This window comes from Intrasporangium sp. (assembly GCF_030452765.1).
Classification (GTDB): domain Bacteria; phylum Actinomycetota; class Actinomycetes; order Actinomycetales; family Dermatophilaceae; genus Intrasporangium_A.
The window spans coordinates 1-20,264 of sequence record NZ_JAKDLO010000075.1; the positions used below are offsets into that span (position 1 = coordinate 1).

15 protein-coding genes and 2 pseudogenes are annotated in these 20,264 nt (G+C 71.8%); 6 read left to right on the top strand and 11 right to left on the bottom strand.

Features of this window, described 5'->3' with window-relative positions:
* The 6 genes and pseudogenes from L0H79_RS11115 to L0H79_RS11140 form a co-directional block, all read right to left on the bottom strand.
* A pseudogene (locus tag L0H79_RS11115) lies at positions 1-751 on the bottom strand (alpha/beta fold hydrolase); the annotation flags it as partial.
* Positions 745-2,346 (bottom strand): alpha/beta hydrolase, encoded by a 1,602-nt coding sequence (locus L0H79_RS11120; protein WP_301484669.1) that lies wholly within the window; start codon positions 2,344-2,346, stop codon positions 745-747. The gene L0H79_RS11120 and the pseudogene L0H79_RS11115, both read right to left, overlap by 7 nt.
* A 19-nt stretch (positions 2,347-2,365) precedes the next feature.
* Positions 2,366-3,526: a DNA polymerase III subunit delta' gene (locus tag L0H79_RS11125; RefSeq protein WP_301484670.1), complete on the bottom strand. Its 1,161-nt coding sequence runs from the start codon at positions 3,524-3,526 to the stop codon at positions 2,366-2,368.
* On the bottom strand, positions 3,523-4,254 hold the full coding sequence (gene tmk / locus L0H79_RS11130) for a dTMP kinase (RefSeq protein WP_301484671.1): 732 nt from the start codon (positions 4,252-4,254) through the stop codon (positions 3,523-3,525). Before tmk ends, L0H79_RS11125 begins: the two co-directional genes overlap by 4 nt.
* Positions 4,255-4,263: 9 nt before the next feature.
* The gene (locus L0H79_RS11135) at positions 4,264-4,437 is read right to left on the bottom strand and encodes a hypothetical protein (RefSeq protein WP_301484672.1); all 174 of its coding nucleotides are present in this window, start codon (positions 4,435-4,437) and stop codon (positions 4,264-4,266) included.
* A gap of 134 nt (positions 4,438-4,571) precedes the next feature.
* Positions 4,572-6,035 (bottom strand): PucR family transcriptional regulator, encoded by a 1,464-nt coding sequence (locus L0H79_RS11140; protein ID WP_301484673.1) that lies wholly within the window; start codon positions 6,033-6,035, stop codon positions 4,572-4,574.
* A 99-nt stretch (positions 6,036-6,134) separates the two neighbouring features.
* Here L0H79_RS11140 and gabT point away from each other — a divergent pair, with 99 nt between their 5' ends.
* The 4 genes and pseudogenes from gabT to L0H79_RS11160 all read left to right on the top strand — a co-directional run.
* Positions 6,135-7,523: a 4-aminobutyrate--2-oxoglutarate transaminase gene (gabT, locus tag L0H79_RS11145; RefSeq protein WP_301484674.1), complete on the top strand. Its 1,389-nt coding sequence runs from the start codon at positions 6,135-6,137 to the stop codon at positions 7,521-7,523.
* Positions 7,520-9,148 (top strand): aldehyde dehydrogenase family protein, encoded by a 1,629-nt coding sequence (locus tag L0H79_RS11150; RefSeq protein ID WP_301484675.1) that lies wholly within the window; start codon positions 7,520-7,522, stop codon positions 9,146-9,148. Before gabT ends, L0H79_RS11150 begins: the two co-directional genes overlap by 4 nt.
* 65 nt (positions 9,149-9,213) lie before the next feature.
* Entirely contained in the window at positions 9,214-10,410 is a 1,197-nt protein-coding gene (locus L0H79_RS11155; protein ID WP_301484683.1) for a CaiB/BaiF CoA-transferase family protein, read from the top strand.
* 48 nt (positions 10,411-10,458) lie between these two features.
* A pseudogene (locus L0H79_RS11160) lies at positions 10,459-10,584 on the top strand (acyl-CoA dehydrogenase); the annotation flags it as partial.
* Positions 10,585-10,865: 281 nt separating this feature from the next.
* Here the strand turns inward: L0H79_RS11160 and L0H79_RS11165 are convergent.
* The 3 genes from L0H79_RS11165 to L0H79_RS11175 all read right to left on the bottom strand — a co-directional run bounded on the left by L0H79_RS11165 (position 10,866) and on the right by L0H79_RS11175 (position 14,541).
* Positions 10,866-11,903 (bottom strand): aspartate-semialdehyde dehydrogenase, encoded by a 1,038-nt coding sequence (locus L0H79_RS11165; protein ID WP_301484676.1) that lies wholly within the window; start codon positions 11,901-11,903, stop codon positions 10,866-10,868.
* A gap of 255 nt (positions 11,904-12,158) precedes the next feature.
* The gene (locus tag L0H79_RS11170) at positions 12,159-12,938 is read right to left on the bottom strand and encodes a MerR family transcriptional regulator (RefSeq protein WP_301484677.1); all 780 of its coding nucleotides are present in this window, start codon (positions 12,936-12,938) and stop codon (positions 12,159-12,161) included.
* Between the two features lie 34 nt (positions 12,939-12,972).
* A complete protein-coding gene (locus tag L0H79_RS11175) occupies positions 12,973-14,541 on the bottom strand; it encodes an MFS transporter (RefSeq protein WP_301484678.1) in 1,569 nt (522 codons plus the stop codon).
* A gap of 86 nt (positions 14,542-14,627) precedes the next feature.
* Here L0H79_RS11175 and L0H79_RS11180 point away from each other — a divergent pair, with 86 nt between their 5' ends.
* A complete protein-coding gene (locus L0H79_RS11180) occupies positions 14,628-15,356 on the top strand; it encodes a TetR/AcrR family transcriptional regulator (protein WP_301484679.1) in 729 nt (242 codons plus the stop codon).
* Positions 15,357-15,428: 72 nt separating this feature from the next.
* On the opposite strand, the gene L0H79_RS11185 is transcribed toward L0H79_RS11180, so the two are convergent.
* Together L0H79_RS11185 and L0H79_RS11190 are read right to left on the bottom strand one after the other, a co-directional pair.
* Positions 15,429-16,793, bottom strand: a complete 1,365-nt coding sequence (locus tag L0H79_RS11185) for a serine hydrolase (protein ID WP_301484680.1) — start codon at positions 16,791-16,793, stop codon at positions 15,429-15,431.
* Positions 16,794-16,860: 67 nt separating this feature from the next.
* Positions 16,861-17,670: an enoyl-CoA hydratase/isomerase family protein gene (locus L0H79_RS11190; protein ID WP_301484681.1), complete on the bottom strand. Its 810-nt coding sequence runs from the start codon at positions 17,668-17,670 to the stop codon at positions 16,861-16,863.
* A gap of 191 nt (positions 17,671-17,861) precedes the next feature.
* On the opposite strand from L0H79_RS11190, the gene L0H79_RS11195 reads away from it, so the two are divergent.
* A complete protein-coding gene (locus L0H79_RS11195; RefSeq protein ID WP_301484682.1) occupies positions 17,862-20,087 on the top strand; it encodes an NADP-dependent isocitrate dehydrogenase in 2,226 nt (741 codons plus the stop codon).
* The last annotated feature ends 177 nt before the right edge of the window (positions 20,088-20,264 follow it).

Here is a 20,264-nt window from a genome sequence, read left to right on the forward strand (position 1 = left end):
GGGTCGGGTCGTCCTCGAAGAGCAGGTCCATCTGGTCGTCGGTCAGGCACGCGACCGCGTCCGACCGGCCGGTGCCGCGCGGGTCGAACCCGATGATGTCGTAGGAGGCTCGCAGGTCCTCGCTGAAGACGAAGGCGGCGTACTCGGCATACTGCAGGCCCGAGCCGCCGGGGCCGCCGGGGTTGATGAGCATCGAGCCCACCCGTTTCGACGGGTCGGTGGCCGGCACCTTGCGCAGGGCCAACCGGAAGGTGTCCCCGGACGGCTTCGCGTAGTCGACCGGCACGAGCACGGTCGCGCACAGGTGGCTCGACGAGTCCCCGCACGACGACCAGGCCACCGTCTGGGTGTAGAAGCGGTCGAGGGCCGCCGGGTGGTCGGTGCTCTTCGCGGCCGCGGTGGGCGGGACGGTGGGCGCGGTCGGGGCGTTGCCGGGTGAGGGCCGGTCCGACGCGGCTCCCGAGGGGATCGTCGTCGGGGTCGCGGCCGGTGTCGCGTCAACGGGCCGGAACACCCAGACCCCGAGCGCCACGGCGACGACGAGGGCAGCGACCGCGACGATGGCCACGACCCGGGTACGCCACCACCACTTCCCTGGAGCGGGAGCCCCGGTTCGCGAGCCCGCCGGCCCCGGATCGTCCGAGGTCCCCGCCACGCCCGGAGGCCCGCCGGACACGGCCCGGCGGAGAGCGGCATACGGCTCGGTGGGCCCCTCGGGCAGGTCACCGGGCTGCGGGTCGTCGCTCAGCACTTCAGTCCGTCCTCGGGCACGGTGCCCGCCACGTAGTAGGCGTCGATGGCGTCGTCGACGCAGCTGTTGGAGCGCATATAGGCCGTATGGCCGTCGCCGACGTAGGTGATCAGCACACCATGCGCGAGCTGGTCGCGCAGCCGGACCGCCCACTCGTAGGGCGTCGCAGGGTCGCGCGTCGTGCCGACGACGACGATGGGACCGCTGCCCTCCGCGGTGATCCTGCGGGGGCCCTCACCGCCCCGGACCGGCCAGACCCCGCACGGCAGGTTGCCCCACGCGAGGAACGGTCCCCACGTCGGGGCCACCTTGGTGAACTCCTTCGCGTACCGCTGGTAGGCCGCGAGGTCCGGGCTGTCGGGCCGGTCGAGACAGTTGACCGCGTAGATGGCCTCCATGATGTTGCCGGCGTAGCCGCCGCCCGGATCACGGTCGGCGTAGGTGTCGGCCAGACGCATCAGATCGGAGCCGTCGCCCTGCTCGGCCGCGAGCAACGCGTCGGTCAGGATGCCCCACGAGCCCTGGTCGTACATCGCGGCCGCGATCCCGAGTGACGCCCACGCCTCGTTGAGCTCCGGCACCGCCGAGTCGCCGCTGGGGATCGGCTGCCCGTCGAGTCGGTGCAGGAAGTCGCGGATCCACTGCATGCCCTCATCGACCGTGTCGCCGAGCGGGCAGCCGCCCGCCTCGATGCAGTCCTGCACGTAGGCGCGGGTCGCCAGCTCGAAGCCCTCGGCCTGGCCCTTGGACATCTGTGCGCTGGTCAGGTCCGGGGGGACCACCCCGTCGAGCACCATCCGACCGACCCGATCGGTGAAGTGCTCCGCATAGGTCGCGCCGAGGAAGGTGCCGTAGGACTTGCCCAGGTAGGTCAGCCGGGAGTCGCCGAGCGCGGCCCGGAGCACGTCGAGGTCCTTGGCGACATCGACGGTCGAGACATGAGGCAACAGTGCCTTGTTGTGCGCCTCGCAGCCGTTCGCCATGTCCTTCGCCTCGCCGAGCAGCCGCTCCTGCTCCGGGTGGTCGTCAGGGGTGGGGTCGGTGCCGAGGAACTGGTCGAGCTGGTGGTCGGTGAGGCAGTCGATCGGGGCGGACGCGCCGACGCCGCGCGGGTCGAAGCCGACCACGTCGAAGTACTTGCGGACGGGCGGCCCGACGATCAGGTCGGCGTCCTTCGCGTAGTCGACCCCGGAGGCGCCCGGGCCGCCGGGGTTGACCACGAGCGAGCCGATGCGGTCCTTCTGGTCGCGGGCGGGAGCCCGCAGCACCACGATCCTGATATCCCCCGTGGACGGGTCGGCGTAGTCGACGGGGACGGTGAGTCGCGCGCACTGGAAGGAGCCGTCGCAGGTGCTCCACGAGAGCTGTTGCGAGTAGTACGGCGCGAGCGCGGCGGTCGGTGCGGCGTTGACGCCTGTCTCGCTGGTGGGCGGGGGGAGCTCGACCGGTGCGGGGCCACCGGTCGTGCACGCGGTCAGCACGATGGCCACCAGCGCCGCGACAACGACTGCCAAGGTCCGGCGACGAGGTCGGCGAAGGGGTCGGTCGAGCGCGGCGCGGGCGTGGTCACCCGCGCAGGCCCTCCGAGCACTCATGAGCGAAACCGTAACTCGCTCAGACGCCGAGATCGCGGGGAACCCGCAGCCGCAGCGCCATCGACTCGAGGGCGAGCAGCGGCGAGACGTTGGCATGGATGCGTTCGCGCGCCTCGGCGATCGCGTCGAGGTGGCGGAGCAGCCGCTCTGCCGTGAAGACGCCCGAGATGGCGCGTACCGTGTCGACGGCGTCGGGATTGACGAGCTCGACGTCCGAGCCCAGGCGCATCACCAGCGCGTCGCGGTAGACCGAGGCGAGGTCGACGAGCGACCGGTCGATGACGTCGCGGACGTGCCGCTTGGCCCTGCCCTTCTGGTCCCTGGCGAGGGCGGCGAGCTGGGTGCGGATGTGGGGTGGCTGGGTGCGGGCGGTCGGGTCGGCACCGAGCGTCTCGAGCAGGCGCGTCCGCTCGGCGGCGTCGCGCTCGGTGGAGGCTGCCGCCGACTCCTCCTCGGCGATCATCGTGAGGTTCTCGGCGGCCTGGACCGCCTCGCCGACCCCCCGGATGCGGGTCGTCATCGAGACGATGTCGTGCCGCCGCCTGCGGGCGCCCTCGTCACGGGCGAGACGTCGCGCGAGGCCGATGTGGGACTGGGCGGCCCGGGCTGCGTAGAGCGCCATCGGCCGCTCGACGCCGTCCCGGCGAACCAGCAGGTCGGCGACGGCGTGGACCGGAGGTGTGCGCAGCCGCACGTGCCGGGACCGGGAGCGGATCGTGATGATGACGTCCTCCAGGCTCGGCGCGCAGAGCACCCAGACCGTGCGCGGCGTCGGCTCCTCGAGGGCCTTGAGCAGCGCGTTGGCGGGCGCGTCGCTGAAGGCGGTGAGCCGGTCGGCGTCCTCGATGATGACCACGCGCCAACGTCCGACCGAGGGCCGCAGCGCCGCCTCCTGGATGAGCTCGCGCATGGCGGCGACCTTGATCGACAGGCCCTCGGTCGCGACGACCTTGACGTCGGCGTGGGACCCGTCGAGCGCGGTGCGGCACTCCCGGCACGTGCCGCAGCCGCCGCTCGGGCACTGCAGGGCGGCCGCGAAGGCCCGAGCCGCGTTGGAGCGTCCCGACCCGGGCGGGCCGGTGAGCAGCCACGCGTGCGTCATCGCGGCCTCGTCGTGCACCGCACGGGAGAGGGTCTCGACCGCCGGCTCCTGTCCGACGAGGTCGTCCCAGACGCTCACTGCGGCTCCCCGGACGCCGGTATGCCGCTCAGCCGGGTCGCCGGCTCCGGCCGGGCCGCGCCGGTGGTGGCCTGCCAGAGGGCGGCGAGCCGCCCACGGACCTGCGCGGCGATCTCGTCGGGCGGCAGCCCGGCGTCCAGGACCAGGTAGCGCTCGGGGTCGCGGGCTGCGAGGTCGAGGAAGCCCTGCCGGACCGCGGCGTGGAACTCGTCGGCCTCGGACTCGAGCCGGTCGTGGACCTCGCCGCGACGCTGCCGGCCAACCTCGGGCGGCACGTCGAGCACGACCGTCAGGTCGGGCAGCAGGCCGCCGACCGCCCAGTGCTGTAGCCGCCGGATCTCGTCGGCGCCGAGCTGTCTGCCCGCACCCTGGTAGGCGATCGAGCTGTCGGTGTAGCGGTCGGTGATGACGACCCGGCCCGCGTCCAGGGCCGGGCGGATGACCTGCTCGACGTGGTGTGCCTTGTCGGCGGCGAAGAGCAGCGCCTCGGCTCGCGGCGTCATGTGCTCCCCGTGCAGCAGCAGGTCACGGATGCGGGCACCGAGCGGGGTGCCGCCGGGCTGCCGCGTGACGAGAACCACACGACCCCGGCGCTCGAGCTCGTCGGTGAGCAGGCGCACCTGCGTGCTCTTGCCTGCCCCGTCGCCGCCCTCGAAGCAGATGAACAGCCCCGGCGCCGTGCTCTGGCAGGGCGGTTCGGCCCCGCATGCGCCTCCGGTGTCGTCCACGGGCCGAGCCTATGCGAACGTCCCGACAGCCGTGGGCGAGCCCCGCTCGGGCGCTCGGGCCGGCCGAGCGACGTACTCGTCCCGCCCGAACGGGTCGAGCGACACCGACAGACCGAGGGTCAGGAGCACCGTCAGCCCGAGCTGGGCGCCGTCCGCGGCCAGCTGCGCCACCGTGATGGGCATGCAGGAAGCGTAACGACGCACCCCACCCGTCCGCGCGTCACAGACGATGGGGTATGCCGCTCAGCCGGCCACCGCTCGTGCCCGCGAATGCGCGGGGGCCGGCTCGGCGGCATACCCACTGGTCTCTGGGCGGCTCAGCCCGTGCCGGCCAGTTCGACCTGCGCCAGCCAGAGGGCTGCCGCGCTCGTCGGGTCGTCGAGGTCGATCCCGGTGCGCTGCTGCACGGCGGCGATCCGGTGACGCAGCGAGTTGCGATGGCAGCCGAGCTCGTTCGCCGCTCGTTCCCAGCTCCCCCGGTGCCGCAGGTAGGCCACCGCGGCGGCTTCCAGCTCGGGTCGGCCGAGCGCCTGCAGGGCGAGCCACTCGCGGCGGCCCCGGTCCCGTGGGTCGGTACTGCCCTCGAGGTCGACGCAGGCGCCGTCCTCGAGCCCGGCGAGGATCCGTTCGGCGGCCCGCAGGGTCGCGGCGACGACCGCGCCCGACGCCGCGGTGAGCGGCAGCACCGGCGTGGCGACCCTGCGGTGTGGGTCTGTGCCAAGGCCGAGCAGGCGTGCGGTGACCCGGGGCGGCACGAGCACGCGCAGCCGGTCGGGCCGCCAGTGTCCCCAGACGTCGAGACGATGGCGCTCGCACTCGTCGACGACCTCGTCGGCGGCATCACGACCCAGCTCGCCGATGACGACGAGCGCAGCGGCCTCCGGAGGCGCCTCCAGCGAGAGCGCGGCCGCCAGCTCGCGTGCCGCGCCGACCCGCCCGGTGAGCAGCAGCGCGGCGACCGCTTCGCGTTCGGCGCGCCGGCGCATGACTCCGGTGTGACGCAGCTCGACGGCAAGCGCGAGCAGCGAGGTCGTCGTCACCAGCAGCTGGCGGTTACGGGCGGTCACCGGTCGCCGCTGCGCGGTGGCGAGGAAGCCCCGCAGGCGCCCGCCGCGGGACAGCGGCTGAACGGCCACGTCGAGGTCGCCGAGCGGGAACGTCGCGGCGGCGTGCGGCCCCGCCCCACGCAGGCGGCGCACCTCGCTGCCGACCCGCCCGGCACTCGACCGATGCTCGCGAGGCCAGACGGTCACCACGGCGCCGTCCGGGTCGAGGTGCGCCGCCCACCCGTCGATGGCCGAAGCGAGGACCCGCACGACCGCGGCAACCGGGTTGCGGTCGCTTGCTGCCCGCACGAGGCCGCGTTGGGCCCCCAGCGCGAGGTCGAGGTCGGCGCGTCCGGCCGCGGCCAACAGCTCCCAGTAGCGGCGGGCGACGAGCTGGAAGGGGGTCGGCTCGGGGACCGCGTAGAGCGGCAGGCCCGCCGCGTCGCAGACCCGGACGAGCACCGGCGGAACCCGGGTATGGACGGGACCCAGGCCGAGGGCCAGTCCGCGCAGTCCGTGGCCGACGAGCATCGTCGCGTAGGCCCGTAGGGGGGCGGTGTGCATCGTCAGGTTCATCCCGGTGGTGAGCAGCAGCTCGCCACCGGCGAGGTACGGCCGGGGGTCGCGCAGCTCGCTGACGTGCACCCCGGTCAGTGCCTCGGCCGACGGCGCGACCGTCCCGACCTGCGCGAGGTCCGCGCCCAGGGCTTCGCTGAGCTCGACAAGGGTTGCCATGGACACATCGTCCATCATCTCGATATCTGGGACGAATCATCCGAAGACAGGGCGCCTCCGGCCTGCTTACGGTGACGGCACCCGACGAAGGAGAGCCCCATGTCCCGTGACGTCCCCGGACCGACGGTCCCCCAGACCCGACACCTGGGCACGGCGGTCCCCGGCCCCAGGTCGCGCGCCCTGCAGACCGAGCGTGACGCCGCCCTGCCCGACGGCCTCGGCAGGACCCTGCCGATCTTCGTCGAGCGCATGGCCGGCGGCATCATCGAGGACGTCGACGGCAACCGGATCGTGGACCTCGCGTCCGGCATCGCGGTGACCAGCGTCGGCGCCGCCCACCCTGAGGTGGCGCGCCGGGTCGCCGCACAGGCGCAGCGCTTCACCCACACCTGTTTCCTCGTGACGCAGTACGAGGGGTACGTGCGGGTCGCCCAGTGGCTCAACTCGCACGCACCGGGCGACTTCGCCAAGTCGACGGCCCTGTTCTCGACCGGGGCGGAGGCCGTGGAGAACGCGGTCAAGATCGCCCGGGCCGCCACCGGACGGCCAGGTGTCGTCGTCTTCGACAACGCCTACCACGGCCGCACCCTGTTCACCCTGGCGATGACGGCCAAGGACAAGCCGTACAAGACCGGCTTCGGGCCGCTGCCGACCGAGCACGTGCACCGTGCCGCGTTCCCCGACCCGCTGCGGTGGCCCGGCAGTCCCGCCCCGGCCCAGGTGGCCGACGAGGCGCTGCGCGCCTTCGAGGACCTCGTGGCGCGGGTCGGGGCAGAGCAGATCGCCTGTGTCGTCGTCGAGCCCATCCAGGGCGAGGGCGGCTTCATCGTCCCGCCGGCCGGCTTCCTGCCCCGCCTCGCCGAGACCGCTCGGCGCCACGGCATCGTCGTCGTCGGCGACGAGGTCCAGGCCGGGCTGGCCCGTACCGGGACCCTCTTCGCCGCCGAGCACGACGGGTTCGTGCCCGATCTGGTCTGCACCGCGAAGGCCCTCGGCGGCGGGCTGCCCATCTCGGCTGTGACCGGCCGGGCCGAGATCATGGCCGCGGTGTCGGCGGGCGGCCTCGGCGGCACGTACTCCGGCAACCCCCTCGCCTGCGAGGCAGCGCTCGCCGTGTTCGAGATCATCGACAAGGAGGACCTGACCGGACGCGCGCGAGCCATCGGGCAGCAGGTGCGCGAAGCGCTCGCCCCGCTGGTCGGTCTTGGTCGCGGGGTCGCCGAGCTGCGCGGCCGGGGTGCCATGCTCGCCCTCGAGCTCGTCCGGCCGGGCACGCTCGAGCCGGACCCCGACGCAGCCGCCGCCATCGCGAAGGCCTGCCACCAGCAGGGCGTTCTCGTCCTCGTGTGCGGCACGCTCGGCAACGTCATACGGCTGCTGCCGCCCCTCGTCATCGACGACGACCTCCTCGCCGACGCGCTCGGCGTGGTGGCCGGCGCGATCTGCGAGCAGGTTGCGGCAGCCGACCGTGTGGAGGTGTCGGCATGACCACGGTCGCCATCGCCCCCTCGTACAGCCCGCGCACCGGTCGGCGCGTCGACGGGCCCGCCGAGAGCACTGCCGAGGAGGTGGCCGCCGTCCTCGACGCTGCCGCACGGGCCTTCCCGCTCGTGTCCGCGACGCCACCGGCCGTCCGGGCGGGCTGGCTCGAGGCGATCGCATGGGCCCTCGAGGCGAACGCGGACAGGCTTGCCGCCCTCGCCGACGAGGAGACTGCCCTCGGCGGCCCACGGCTGCTCGGCGAGCTGGCCAAGTGCGCAGCATCGGCTCGCTTCTACGGCTCGGTGGCGGCCGCCGGGCACTGGGTCGGTGCCCTCGTCGACACGGTCCCGGGCCCGGTCCCGAGCGTGCTGCGTCGCGCCAACGTGGCACTCGGGCCGGTCGCGGTCTTCGGTGCGAGCAACTTCCCGTTCGGCTTCGGGGTGCTCGGGCACGACACGTGCTCGGCCATCGCGGCGGGTTGCAGCGTCGTCGTCAAGGCACATCCCGCCCACCCGCGGCTGTCGGCCGCGCTCGCCGAGCTCGCCGTGCAGGCGCTCGCCGAGGCCGGCGCACCGGACGGGACCTTCGGGCTCGTCTCCGGCTTCGACGCGGGTCTCGCCCTGGTCGACGCACCTGAGGTCAGCGCGCTCGCCTTCACCGGCTCCCAGCGCGCCGGGCTCGCGCTCGCCGAGCGGGCCGCGGGCCGCGAGGCGCCCATTCCGGTGTTCGCCGAGATGGGCACCGTCAACCCGGTCGTCGTGACACCGTCCGCTGCGGCGGGCCGCGACGCGATCGCCACGGGCTTCGTCGGCTCGTTCACGCTCGGGCAGGGCCAGTTCTGCACCAAGCCCGGTCTGCTCCTCGTCCCGGAGGGGTCAGGCCTCGCCGAGGCGGTCGCAACCATCTTGGCCGGCGCCGCACCAGGCCCGCTGCTGACGCAGGCCATCGCCGACGGCTACGGGGCCGGGGTCGAACGCCTGACCGGGGCCGGTGGCACGGTCCTCGCCGCGGCCGGGGATGCCGCCGCTGGGGATGGTGCGGTCGACACGGGCGAGGGTGGCACGGGCAAGGGTGGCACGGGCGAGGGTGGCACGGGCAAGGGTGTCGCCACCAAGAGCAGCAGGGCCAAGGGTGGCGACGCCGGGGGCGCCGACGAAGGGACCGCGTTCACCGCCCGCCCGGTGGCTCTCCGAGTCGACCTCGACGAGCTGCAGCCCGGCTCGCCGTTCCTTCAGGAGTGCTTCGGGCCGATGGCGCTCGTGGCCGAGTACGCCTCCCTCGGGGCTGCGCTGGCCGCCCTGGCCCGGCTGCAGCCTTCTCTGGCCGGGGCCGTCATGACCGCCGGACCGCACGACCCGGACGCGGGCCCCCTCGTCGCGGCGCTCGCACGCCAGGTGGGCCGGGTCGTCGTCGACGGCTGGCCGACGGGCGTTGCGACGAGCTGGGGCATGCACCACGGTGGTCCGTGGCCCGCGGCCTCCCGGGCAGACGCGACGAGTGTGGGCTCCGCCGCGTTGCTCCGCTTCACCCGCCCCGTGTGCTTCCAGGACGTGCCCGCGGCCGCGCTACCGTCGTTCCTGTGCGACGACAACCCGTGGAGCCTACCGATGTCGAGGACCTCGACGTGGTGAGCCGACCGACAGCCCTCGCCGACCCGGCGAGCCGCGCCAGGCCCGACGACCGGGCCGAGGCACCCCTGGCCGGCATCGTCGTGGCCGACTTCAGCCGGGTGCTCGCCGGGCCACTGGCGACCATGACCCTGGCCGACCTCGGTGCCCGCGTCATCAAGGTCGAGCGTCCCGGGTCGGGCGACGACACCCGGTCCTGGGGGCCGCCGTTCACCGAGCACGGCTCGACGTACTTCGCCAGCGTCAACCGGTCCAAGGAGTCGGTCGCGCTCGACCTGCGCGATCCCGAGGGGCGGGCCGCCGCGCGCCGTCTCGCGGAGCGGGCCGACGTCGTCATCGAGAACTTCAAGCCGGGCACCATGGCCCGCCTCGGCCTGGCCTACGAGGACCTGGCCCCAGCCAACCCCGGCCTCGTGTACTGCTCGATCAGCGGGTTCGGGTCGGCCGGTGGCGCCGGGCTGCTCGGGTACGACTTCATCGTCCAGGCGGTCGGCGGGCTGATGAGCATCACCGGGGCCGCGGGGGGCGAGCCGACCAAGGTCGGCGTGGCGCTCGTCGACGTGCTGACCGGCAAGGACGCCGTCATCGGCATCCTCGCGGCGCTCGCCGCGCGGGCCCGGACCGGTCGTGGCGACCGGATCGAGGTGACGCTCCTGACCAGCCTGCTCGGCGGCCTGGCCAACCAGGCGCAGGCACAGCTGTCCGTCGGCATCGACCCGGTCCCGCTCGGCAACCGGCACCCGTCGATCGCGCCGTACGAGACGCTGCACTGCGCCGACGGCCTGCTCGCCGTCGCGTGCGGCAACGACGAACAGTTCGGGCGGCTCAGCACGGCCCTCGGCCTCTCCTGGCTCTGCGACGACACGCGGTTCGCGACGAACGCCGCTCGGGTGGCCAACCGCGACGAGCTGGTCGCCTGGCTCGAGAGTGTCCTGACCACCGCACCGGCCGGATACTGGGCGCAGACCCTGACCACCGCGCAGGTCCCGGCCGGCCAGGTCGGCACGATCGGCGGCGGCATCGCGCTGGCCGAAGAGCTGGGCCTGGCACCGACCGTCGACCTCGGTCCCACGCACGCGCCGCAGGTGCGCCACCCGGTCGGCTGGGCGGCATACGAGACAGTGCGGCCGACCCCGCCGCCCGAGCTCGGCGAGCACACCGAGAGCGTGCTGGCCTGGCTCGACGAACCCCAGCCGGCGCGGCGGCGCGCCCCGAAGCGCCGCAACGGCGGACCGGCGGCCCCTGCCCCAACCGACGAGAGGTGACCCTCGGGTCCACCACGGGGCCCTCGGGGATCACCAACGGGTCGATCGGCCGACGTCGCGGTCGTCCGGGCCGACGCGGGGCAGGAGCACGGCGGCATCCGCGGCTTCGTCGTGCCGACGAGCACCCCCGGCTTCTCCGCTCCGAAGGTCAAGCACAAGATGACATGTCGCAGTCTCGGTGCGTCATGTCGCAGGTCATGTCGCAGTCTCGGTGCGTCATGTCGCAGTCTCGGTGCGTCAGCGTCATGTCGCAGGTCATGTCGCAGTCTCGCCGGTCCGGCAGCACGACCAAGCCAGCTCTGCGCGACATGACCTGCAACGTGACCGCCGGGGCCATCGGTCTGCGACATGACCAGTGACGTGACCGCCGGGGCCATCAGTCTGCGATATGACCGGTGACGTGGCAGCCGGGGCCATCGGTCTGCGACATGACCAGTGACCTGAGTCACCCCAAGTCACGGACGCCGCTTGACGAGCTCCTCGGCGATCTGGACCGCGTTGAGTGCGGCACCCTTGCGCAGGTTGTCGCCGACGACGAAGAGCACGAGCCCCTTGCCCTCCGGCGCAGCCTGGTCGATGCGGACGCGGCCGACGAAGACCTCGTCGCGTCCCGCGGCCTCGAGCGGGTTCGGCACGTCGGTGACAACGACACCCGGCGCGTTCTTGAGCAGGTCGAGCGCCTCCTCTGGCGAGATGTCCTGTTCGAACTCCGCGTGGATGGCGAGGCTGTGGCCGCTGAAGACCGGCACCCGCACGCACGTCCCGGAGACCCGCAGGTCGGGGGCGTGCAGGATCTTGCGCGACTCGTTACGCAGCTTCTGCTCCTCGTCGGTCTCCAGCGACCCGTCGTCGACGATGGAGCCGGCGAGCGGGACGACGTTGAACCCGACCGGCACGGCATACACCTGAGGCTCGGGCACCTCGACCGCGTCGCCGTGCAGCGCGAGACCCGTCGGGTCACCGGCCGCATAGCCGCCGCGCAGCTGCCGGTCGAGCTCCTGGACTCCGGCCACGCCCGAGCCGCTCACGGCCTGGTAGCTCGAGACGTGCATCCGGACGAGCCCGGCCCGCTCGTGCAGTGGCGCGAGGACCGGCATCGCGGCCATCGTCGTGCAGTTCGGGTTGGCGACGATGCCTTTGGGGATGTCGTCGAGATCGTCGGCGTTGACCTCGGAGACGACGAGCGGAACCTCGGGGTCCTTGCGCCAGGCGCTCGAGTTGTCGACGACGGTGGCGCCCGCTGCTGCGACCCGCGGGGCGTACTCCTTGCTGGTCGAGCCGCCGTTCGAGAAGAGCGCGACGTCGAGGCCGGCGAAGTCCGCTGTCGCGGTGTCCTCGACCTCGATCCGCTTGTCCCTGAAGGGGATCGTCGTGCCTGCAGACCTGGCCGAGGCAAAGAACCGCACCTCGTCCGCCGGGAAGTCGCGCTCCTCGAGGAGGGCACGCATGACCTGGCCGACCTGACCCGTTGCTCCGAATACTCCGACTCGCATGTCCACAAGGTTACGGCCGGATCCGCAGGCGCCTCGTCGCCGTCCATCCACTGGTTCGACGTCCTGCGGTGGGCTCGAGACAGCGCCGCCCGACTGCCCTGCCGACCAGCGACTGCGCTTGCGGACGGTGACTGCTGGGGCACCAGCGGTCGACGGCAACAACAGCAGTCACTGGCACGAAGAGCAGCTCGGCGAGCCCAGGCCGACCGACACCAGCCTCGCTCCGCTCCTCCCTCGCCGGCGCTCGGTCGATGCTCACTCGGCGTGTCGGTCGGAGTTGGCGTGGATCGCATCGTGCACGTACTGCGCGAGTCCCGCCTCGATGCCCTCGTAGCTCCTGGTGAACCTCGGGTCGGTGATGTACATGTCCGCGAGCCCTCGGTGGAACTCGTGGTCCAGGTCGTAGAACCTGTCGGCGATGTGCTGCCGGTGCGACTCGGCCGCAGCCGTTGCCGCCTCGCTCGTCGCCGGCTCACCCGCCCGCAACGCCGCCACGAACGCCGCATTGACCGAGTCCATCTCGGCCTTGACGGCTTCCCAGTCGGCCTTCGTGTAGCGCTTGGTCCGGGCCGCCGACTGCTTCCACGCGTCGGTCTCCCCCCAGCGCTCCTGCGCCTCGGCCTGGTATTCGTCCTTGAACCCGTCGCCGAACAGCTCCTTCAGCTCCTCGGTCGTGGCTGGCTGGTCACTCATCTCTCTCTCCAGTGCTCGGTCGATGGCCGCGACGAGCTCGGTCAGCTCGCCCAGCCGGGACATGACCGCGACTCGCTGGCGTCGCAGGTGCCCCGTGGTGCCCTCGCCACGATCGAGCAGCTCGCGGATCTGCTCGAGCGGCAGCTCGAGTCGCCGGTAGACGACGACCTGCTGCAGGCGCGCCAGGTCGGCATCGGTGTAGAGCCGGTAGCCCGCCGTCGAGCGCTCGCTCGGCACGAGCAGCCCGATCTGGTCGTAGTGGTGCAGCGTGCGCACCGTCACGCCGAGCAGGTCGGCCACCTGCCCCACGGTCCATGTCGCCATCTGCGTCCTCGTGGTCATGTCCTCGAGCGTGCTGCCTCACCCCGCGTGAGGGTCAAGTCCTTTCACCGTATGCCGCTGAGCTCGCTTCCACGACCTCGCTCGGAGCCGCTGGGCCCGGGCCTGCGACGTGCCGTGGCAGGGTGAGCACCGCGAGCACGGCGCCGAGGACGAGAACAGCGGCGGCGGCCAGATCGGTGACGTGCATGGCGTCGACGAACGCCGCACGTCCCGCCTCGAGGACCGCGTGCCCGGACGCACCACCGAGCCGGTCCGCGACGACAGTCGCCTGACCGAGCGTCTCGGACGCGGCATCCGCGACGGAGGCGGGCAACCCCGGTGGGAGCAGCTGCGCCATCCGGGACGCGTAGACCGCACCGAGAATGCTCCCGAGCACGGCCATGCCCAGTGCACCACCGAACTCGCCCGCCGTCTCGACCAGCGCGGACACCGACCCGGCCCGCTGCGGCGGGGCGACGGCGAGGGCGTACTCCGTCACGAGGGTCGCCACCGACACGAGGCCGACCGCGACACCGGTGGCGGCGAGCAGGACCGGGACCACCGACGAGTCGGCCTGCGCCGCGCGCATCCCGACGAAACCACCTGCCGCGACGATGAATCCGCCGGCCATGACGGCAGGCCGCCCGATGCGGGTCGAGAGCACCGCAGCGGCAGGTGCCGCGCCACCGACGAAGACCGATGGCAGCAGGCTCCACAGCGCCGCGACGAGAGCCGACAACCCGAGCACGGACTGCAGGTACTGGGTGATGATGATCGCATTGCCCATGATGCCGAACATCCCGATGACCTGCACGGCCACCGACCCGCCGAAACCCTTGCGGCGGAACAGGGCCAGGTCGACCATCGGCGAGGCGACGCGGCCCTGCCGGACGAGGAAGGCGACGGCCGCGCAGAGGCCGACGGCGGCATACAGGCTCTCGGTGACCGACCAGCCGTGAGCCGCGGTCCCCTGGATGGCGTGGATGACCGGCAGGATCGCGACGAGCGACAGGACCGCGCTGACCGGGTCGACGCGGGCGCTCGGGTTGCTCGACTCCGGCAGCAGCATCGGCCCGAGGACGAGCAGGAGCAGCATGAACGGGACGTTGATCAGGAAGACCGAGCCCCACCAGAAGTGCTCGAGCAGCAAACCGCTCACGACGGGACCGACCCCGACGCCGCCGGCCATGACGGCCGACCAGATGCCGACGGCCTTGGCGCGCTCGGCGTCGTCGTGGAACATCGAACGAACGATGCCGAGCGTGCTCGGCATGAGCGCCGCGCCGCCGAGGCCGAGCACGGCACGGGCGAGGATGAGCGTCTCGGCACTCGAGGCGTAGGCGGCGAGCACCGAGGCCGCCGCGAACGCGACGGCGCCGAGCAGCAGCAGCCGCCGGCGCCCGATCCGGTCGGCGACGTTGCCCATCGTCAGGAGCAGACCGGCGAGGACGAAGCCGTAGATGTCGAAGATCCACAGCACCTGCGTCGCGGTCGGCTGGAGCGTCTCGGAGATGTGCGGGACGGCGAAGAAGAGGACGGAGACGTCCATCGACACGATGAGCAGGGGCAGGCAGAGGACCGCGAGGGCAGTCCACTCGCGTCGTCCCGCGCGGGGTGTGGCCATCAGCTTTCCTATCTGTGTATGACGCATAGTGTTCCGAGAGTAGGCCTGCCACTGTGTATGCCGCAAGCAGTTATTAGACTCGGCTCATGACCGAGCTGCCGCGCTACCTCCAGCTGCTGTGGGGGCGCGAGCCCGAGGGCCGCCGCGGCCCGAAACCGGGTCGGACCATCGAGGAGATCGGGGCTGCCGCCGTAGCGATCGCCGACCGGGACGGGCTCGAGGCAGTGTCGATGAAGAGCGTTGCGCAGGCCGTCGGCTTCACGACGATGTCGCTGTACCGCTACGTCGACAGCAAGGAGGAGCTGACCGCGGTGATGCTCGACCTGGCCTACGGTCCGCCGACCTTCAGGTATCCACGGCGGTCCACCTGGCGCAAGCGGATCACGCTGTGGGCCAAGGAGATCGCCACAGTGCGCCTGGCTCGTCCGTGGAGCGTCGAGCTGGCACAGGGCGGCCCTCCGCTGACACCCAACGCGCTCTCGTGGACCGAGCGCGGGCTCGAGGCGCTGGCCGGCACTCCCCTGACCAGCCAGGAGCGGCTATCCGCGTTGCTCGCCATCGATGTCTGGGGACAGAATCACGTGCGTCTGTCGACGCAGATGGGGCTCGTCGGCCGGTCCGACCCGGACCGTGTCGAGGTCAGCTGGTTCGGACTCATCTTGCGGGTCGTCGACAAGGAACGATTCCCGCATCTGTTGACGGCCGGGGCAGAGAGTCTCGACGACGCTGACGAGGACTTCTTCGAGGAGGAGTTCGAGCGGGGCCTGGGCCTGTTGCTCGACGGGATCGCCGCGCTCATCGCCCGCCAGTCCTGACCCCCCGCGGCGGCACGCACCCCGCACGCCATCGACGCCAACTGCCTCAGCGCCAACCGTCAGCGCCAACCGTCAGCGCCACCCGAGGTCGTCGACGCCGCCGGGGAGGTCCGCCTCGGGGTCATAGGGAGTCCGGGTGAAGCGGAACGAGGCGAGGTCGAGGTGCGACACTGCGCCGTCCGCCCGCCGGATGACGCGCAGTGGCTCACCGGTGTAGTAGCCGTCGAGACCGACCCACTCGTCCACGGCAACGCGGTCGAAGCGGGCCCCGCGGCCCTGGCCCGGCTCCCCCAGGACGAGCTGGCCTGTCTCGATCCGGCCGGTCACGACGCCCGCGCCCCAGTGCCAGAGCCCGGTGAGGTCGAGCAGGCCCGGATCCGCTGCGGCGTGCCATGGCTCCGGCAGCCGGGGCTCGCGTTCACGGAAGTCGTCGAGCAGGCGATCCGCCGCCGGCCGCAGGACCCCGCTGGTCGAGTTCGTGAACGCGACCACCCCGTCGCCGCCGTCGAGGGCGACCCGCACCCCCGCGAGGAAGCCGGGCATCGACCCACCATGGCCGGCGAACCGCGCACCGTCGACGTTCCACACCTGCCAGCCGAGGCCGTGCGCGGCGGTCCACGCCAGGCCGGGCTGGTCGTCAACCGTGTGCGGCTCGAACATCTCGGCCAACGTGTCCGCCGCGAGGACCTCCCCGGTGTCCCCGCCGACGAAGGCCGCCCACTTCGCGAGGTCCTCGACCGTCGTCCAGAGCTGACCGGCCGGGGCCATCGCGCCAGCGTCGTGCTCGGGCTCACGGAGCAGCACGTCGGCAAAGGGGTGGACGGCCAGGCCTTGGGCCGCCCGCCCGCTGGGCCTCGTAGTCGTGCGTCGCATCCCCATCGGGGAGAGGAGGTCTCGCTCGACCACGTCGAACCACGACACGCCGTGCGCCCGGGCGACGAGCTCACCGAGGGCGGCATATCCGACATTCGTGTAGTGGTAGCGTCGCCCCGCCCGGAACCGTTGTCGCACGGGCGAATCGGCCAGCGACGCCCAGTCACCGCCTGGCGTCCGCTCCCACCACGGCCCGTCGGTCTCGGCCTGGACACCCCCGGCGTGGGAGAGCAGCTGCGCGATCGTCGCTTCGCCGATCTGCGACCCGGGCACATGGTCGTCGAAGCGGTCGGACAGGTCGAGCCGTCCGGCGTCGCGCAGCCGCATGACGGCCACGGCCACGAACGTCTTGGTGATCGAGCCCATCCGGTACTGCGTATCGGTGTCGACCCGCTGCCCGCCGGCCCGGCCGTCCACGGTCCCGATGGCCTCGGACCAGACAAGACGCCCGCCCCGCACGATCCCGGCAGCGACCGACGGCAGGCGCTGGTCGCGCTGCGCGATGGCCAGCACGTGGCTCAGGTGCCGGATGGTACGCGGGTCGAGGTCTGCGTCGCTGCTCACCGGGCCACCCTAGGACCGTCACGCCCGGGGCACGGGGGTGAGCGGCATCCCGGATGACGGTGGGACGCTACTGCGCCGAGGGGAAGACGGGCTCGCGCTTCTCGCGCAGCGCGGTGTAGCCCTCGACCACGTCGGGCGACATGAAGCAGAGCATCTCGTAGGCGGCCGACTGGTCGAAGATCGGGCCGGCCTGACGGATCCAGCTGTTCAGGGCCCGCTTGGTCCAGCGGATCGCCGGCTGCGACCCGGCGGCGAGCACCTGCGCGACGCGCAGCGCCTCAGGCAGCACCTGCTCGCGCGGAACTGCCTTGCTGACCAGGCCGATCCGCTCGGCCTCGGCACCGGTGAGCATGTCCCCGGTGAGCAGGTAGTAGCGCGACTTGGCCATCCCGGCCAGCAGCGGCCAGATGATCGCGGCGTGGTCTCCCGCGGCGACCCCGAGCTTGACGTGCCCGTCGCCGATCTTCGCGTCCTCGGCGACGATCGAGATGTCGGCGAGCAGCCCGACGACCGTGCCGGCACCGACGGCGACGCCGTTGACGGCGGAGACGACCGGCTTCTCGCAGTTCGTGATGCCGTAGACGAGGTCGCTCATCTCGCTCAGCATGTGCGCGACCCGTTCGTGGTCGCCCGCGAGCCGCTCGACCATACCGAGGTCACCGCCGGCGCTGAACGCCTTGCCGGCTCCGGTGATGACCGCGACACGGGTCTGTGGGTCGTCCGACACGTCGCGCCAGACGCGGGCCAGCTCGCCGTGCATCTGCTCGTCGGTCGCGTTGTACTTCTCGGGCCGGTCCATCGTGATCAGCAGCACGCCGTTGTCATGCCGCGTGAAGGTCAGCTGTTCGTAGCCGTCGTAGGCGCCGTCGTGGGTCATGCTCCGCCTCCCAGCAGGATTGAATAGTCGTTCACTCCATAGTGAATAGTCGTTCAATTCTGTCAGTCCGTCAAGGCCTGCTCTGGCGCGGGCCCTGCCACCTCGGCAGGATGGGAACGGCGCCCTCGGGACGCGTACCTCCGATCTCTTGATATCAAGATTCCTGTCGGACCCCTCGGAATGGAGCAACGGTGACTGACTCGACCATCATCTACACCCACACGGACGAGGCCCCCGCACTCGCGACCGCATCGCTGCTGCCGATCGTGTCGGGGTTCGCGAAGCAGGCGGGCATCACGATGGACACCCGCGACATCTCGCTCGCCGGGCGCATCATCGCCAGCTTCCCCGAGGCCCTCACGCCCGAACTGCGCACCGGTGACATCCTCGCCGAGCTCGGCGCGCTCGCCACGCGGCCCGAGGCCAACATCATCAAGCTACCGAACATCTCCGCCTCCATCCCCCAGCTCAAGGCGGCCATCGCCGAGCTGCAGGCCAACGGCTACCCCCTGCCGGACTACCCGGACGAGCCGCAGACCGACGCGGAGAAGGCCACCCGGGCGACATACGACAAGGTCAAGGGGTCGGCCGTGAACCCCGTTCTGCGCGAAGGGAACTCCGACCGTCGCGCCCCTGCCTCCGTCAAGAGCTACGCGCGCAGGCACCCTCACTCGATGGGCGCCTGGAGCAGTGACAGCAGGACGAACGTCGCGACGATGGACGCCGACGACTTCCGCCACGAGGAGCGCTCCGTCGTCATCGACCACGACGGGTCGCTGCGCGTCGAACACGTCGCCTCCGACGGCACGACGACCGTCCTCAAGGAGTCGATCCCGGTCCTCGCGGACGAGGTCGTCGACGCGACCGTCATGCGCGCCGCGGCCCTCGATGAGTTCCTGGTCGCCCAGATCGCGCGCGCCAAGGACGAGGGCGTCCTCTTCTCGGTGCACCTGAAGGCCACCATGATGAAGGTCTCCGACCCGATCATCTTCGGGCACGTCGTGCGCGCTTTCTTCCCAACGCTTTTCGAGTCGTATGCCGCGCAGCTCGCCTCCGTCGGCGCCAACCCCAACGACGGGCTGGGGGCGATGCTGCGCGCCATCGAGGCGCTGCCCGCCGACCAGCGTGCGGGGGTCGAGGCCGCGATCCAGCAGGGGTTCGCCGACGGGCCGGCGCTCGCAATGGTCGACTCCGACCGGGGCATCACGAACCTGCACGTGCCGAGCGACGTCATCGTCGACGCCTCGATGCCGGCGATGATCCGCACCTCCGGCCACATGTGGAACGCCCACGGCAAGGAGCAGGACACCCTCGCAGTGCTGCCCGACAGCTCCTACTCCGGCGTCTACCAGGCCGCTATCGACGACTGCCGTGCCAATGGCGCCTTCGACCCGGCGACGATGGGCTCGGTGGCCAACGTCGGCCTCATGGCCCAGAAGGCCGAGGAGTACGGCAGCCACGACAAGACCTTCGAGATCGCGGCGCCCGGTATGGTGCGGGTCGTCGACGAGTCGGGCGCCGTCCTCATGGAGCACGAGGTCGCCGCGGGCGACATCTGGCGGGCCTGCCAGGCCAAGGACGTCCCGATCCGCGACTGGGTGGCTCTCGCGGTGCGTCGAGCCCGGGCGACCGGAGCCCCCGCCGTCTTCTGGCTCGACGAGACCCGCGCCCACGACCGCAACATGATGGCGAAGGTCCGCAGCTACCTTCAGGACGAGGACACCGAGGGACTGACGATCGAGATCCTGTCCCCGGTCGAAGCGACGAAGTACTCCCTCGAGCGGATCCGCAAGGGAGAGGACACCATCTCGGTCACCGGCAACGTGCTGCGCGACTACCTCACCGACCTGTTCCCGATCCTCGAGCTCGGCACGTCGGCCAAGATGCTCTCGGTCGTGCCGCTGCTCGGCGGCGGTGGTCTGTTCGAGACCGGCGCGGGCGGCTCGGCGCCCAAGCACGTCCAGCAGCTGCTCAAGGAGAACTACCTACGGTGGGACAGCCTCGGTGAGTTCCTTGCTCTCGCAGTCAGTTTCGAGCAGTACGCCAAGTCGACCGGCAACGCGCCGGCCCAGGTGCTCGCCGACACCCTCGACCGGGCGACCGGTACATTCCTCGACGAGAACAAGTCACCCGCGCGCAAGGTCGGCCAGATCGACAACCGCGGCAGCCACTTCTACCTCGCGATGTACTGGGCGCAGGAGCTGGCCAGTCAGACCGAGGACGCGGAGCTGGCGGCGGCGTTCGAGCCGGTGGCCACGGCATTGAGCGACAACGAGGCGGCGATCGCCAAGGAGCTCATCGCCGTGCAGGGCACTCCGGTCGACCTCGGCGGTTACTACCAGCCTGACCCGCAGAAGGTCTCGGCGGTGATGCGTCCGTCGGCGACCCTCAACGGGATCATCGACCCCCTCGCCTGACACACCCAGCCCATCGAGAGTGCACAAACCCACATCGAGAGTGCACAAGACCTGATCGAGAGTGCACAAACCCACATCGAGAGTGCAGGGACCACTGACTGAACTGAACCCTCGATGCGGACTACTGCACTCTCGATCGGAAGTGCTGCACTCTCGATCGGAAGTGCTGCACTCTCG

What these genes read in the sequence shown, in the direction of transcription:
- L0H79_RS11120 (WP_301484669.1), bottom strand. Translation starts at nt 2,346, where the DNA reads ATGAGTGCTCGGAGGGCCTGCGCGGGTGACCACGCCCGCGCCGCGCTC.
- L0H79_RS11135 (WP_301484672.1), bottom strand. Translation starts at nt 4,437, where the DNA reads ATGCCCATCACGGTGGCGCAGCTGGCCGCGGACGGCGCCCAGCTCGGG.
- L0H79_RS11140 (WP_301484673.1), bottom strand. Translation starts at nt 6,035, where the DNA reads ATGGCAACCCTTGTCGAGCTCAGCGAAGCCCTGGGCGCGGACCTCGCG.
- gabT (WP_301484674.1), top strand. Translation starts at nt 6,135, where the DNA reads ATGTCCCGTGACGTCCCCGGACCGACGGTCCCCCAGACCCGACACCTG.
- L0H79_RS11150 (WP_301484675.1), top strand. Translation starts at nt 7,520, where the DNA reads ATGACCACGGTCGCCATCGCCCCCTCGTACAGCCCGCGCACCGGTCGG.
- L0H79_RS11165 (WP_301484676.1), bottom strand. Translation starts at nt 11,903, where the DNA reads ATGCGAGTCGGAGTATTCGGAGCAACGGGTCAGGTCGGCCAGGTCATG.
- L0H79_RS11170 (WP_301484677.1), bottom strand. Translation starts at nt 12,938, where the DNA reads ATGACCACGAGGACGCAGATGGCGACATGGACCGTGGGGCAGGTGGCC.
- L0H79_RS11175 (WP_301484678.1), bottom strand. Translation starts at nt 14,541, where the DNA reads ATGGCCACACCCCGCGCGGGACGACGCGAGTGGACTGCCCTCGCGGTC.
- L0H79_RS11180 (WP_301484679.1), top strand. Translation starts at nt 14,628, where the DNA reads ATGACCGAGCTGCCGCGCTACCTCCAGCTGCTGTGGGGGCGCGAGCCC.
- L0H79_RS11190 (WP_301484681.1), bottom strand. Translation starts at nt 17,670, where the DNA reads ATGACCCACGACGGCGCCTACGACGGCTACGAACAGCTGACCTTCACG.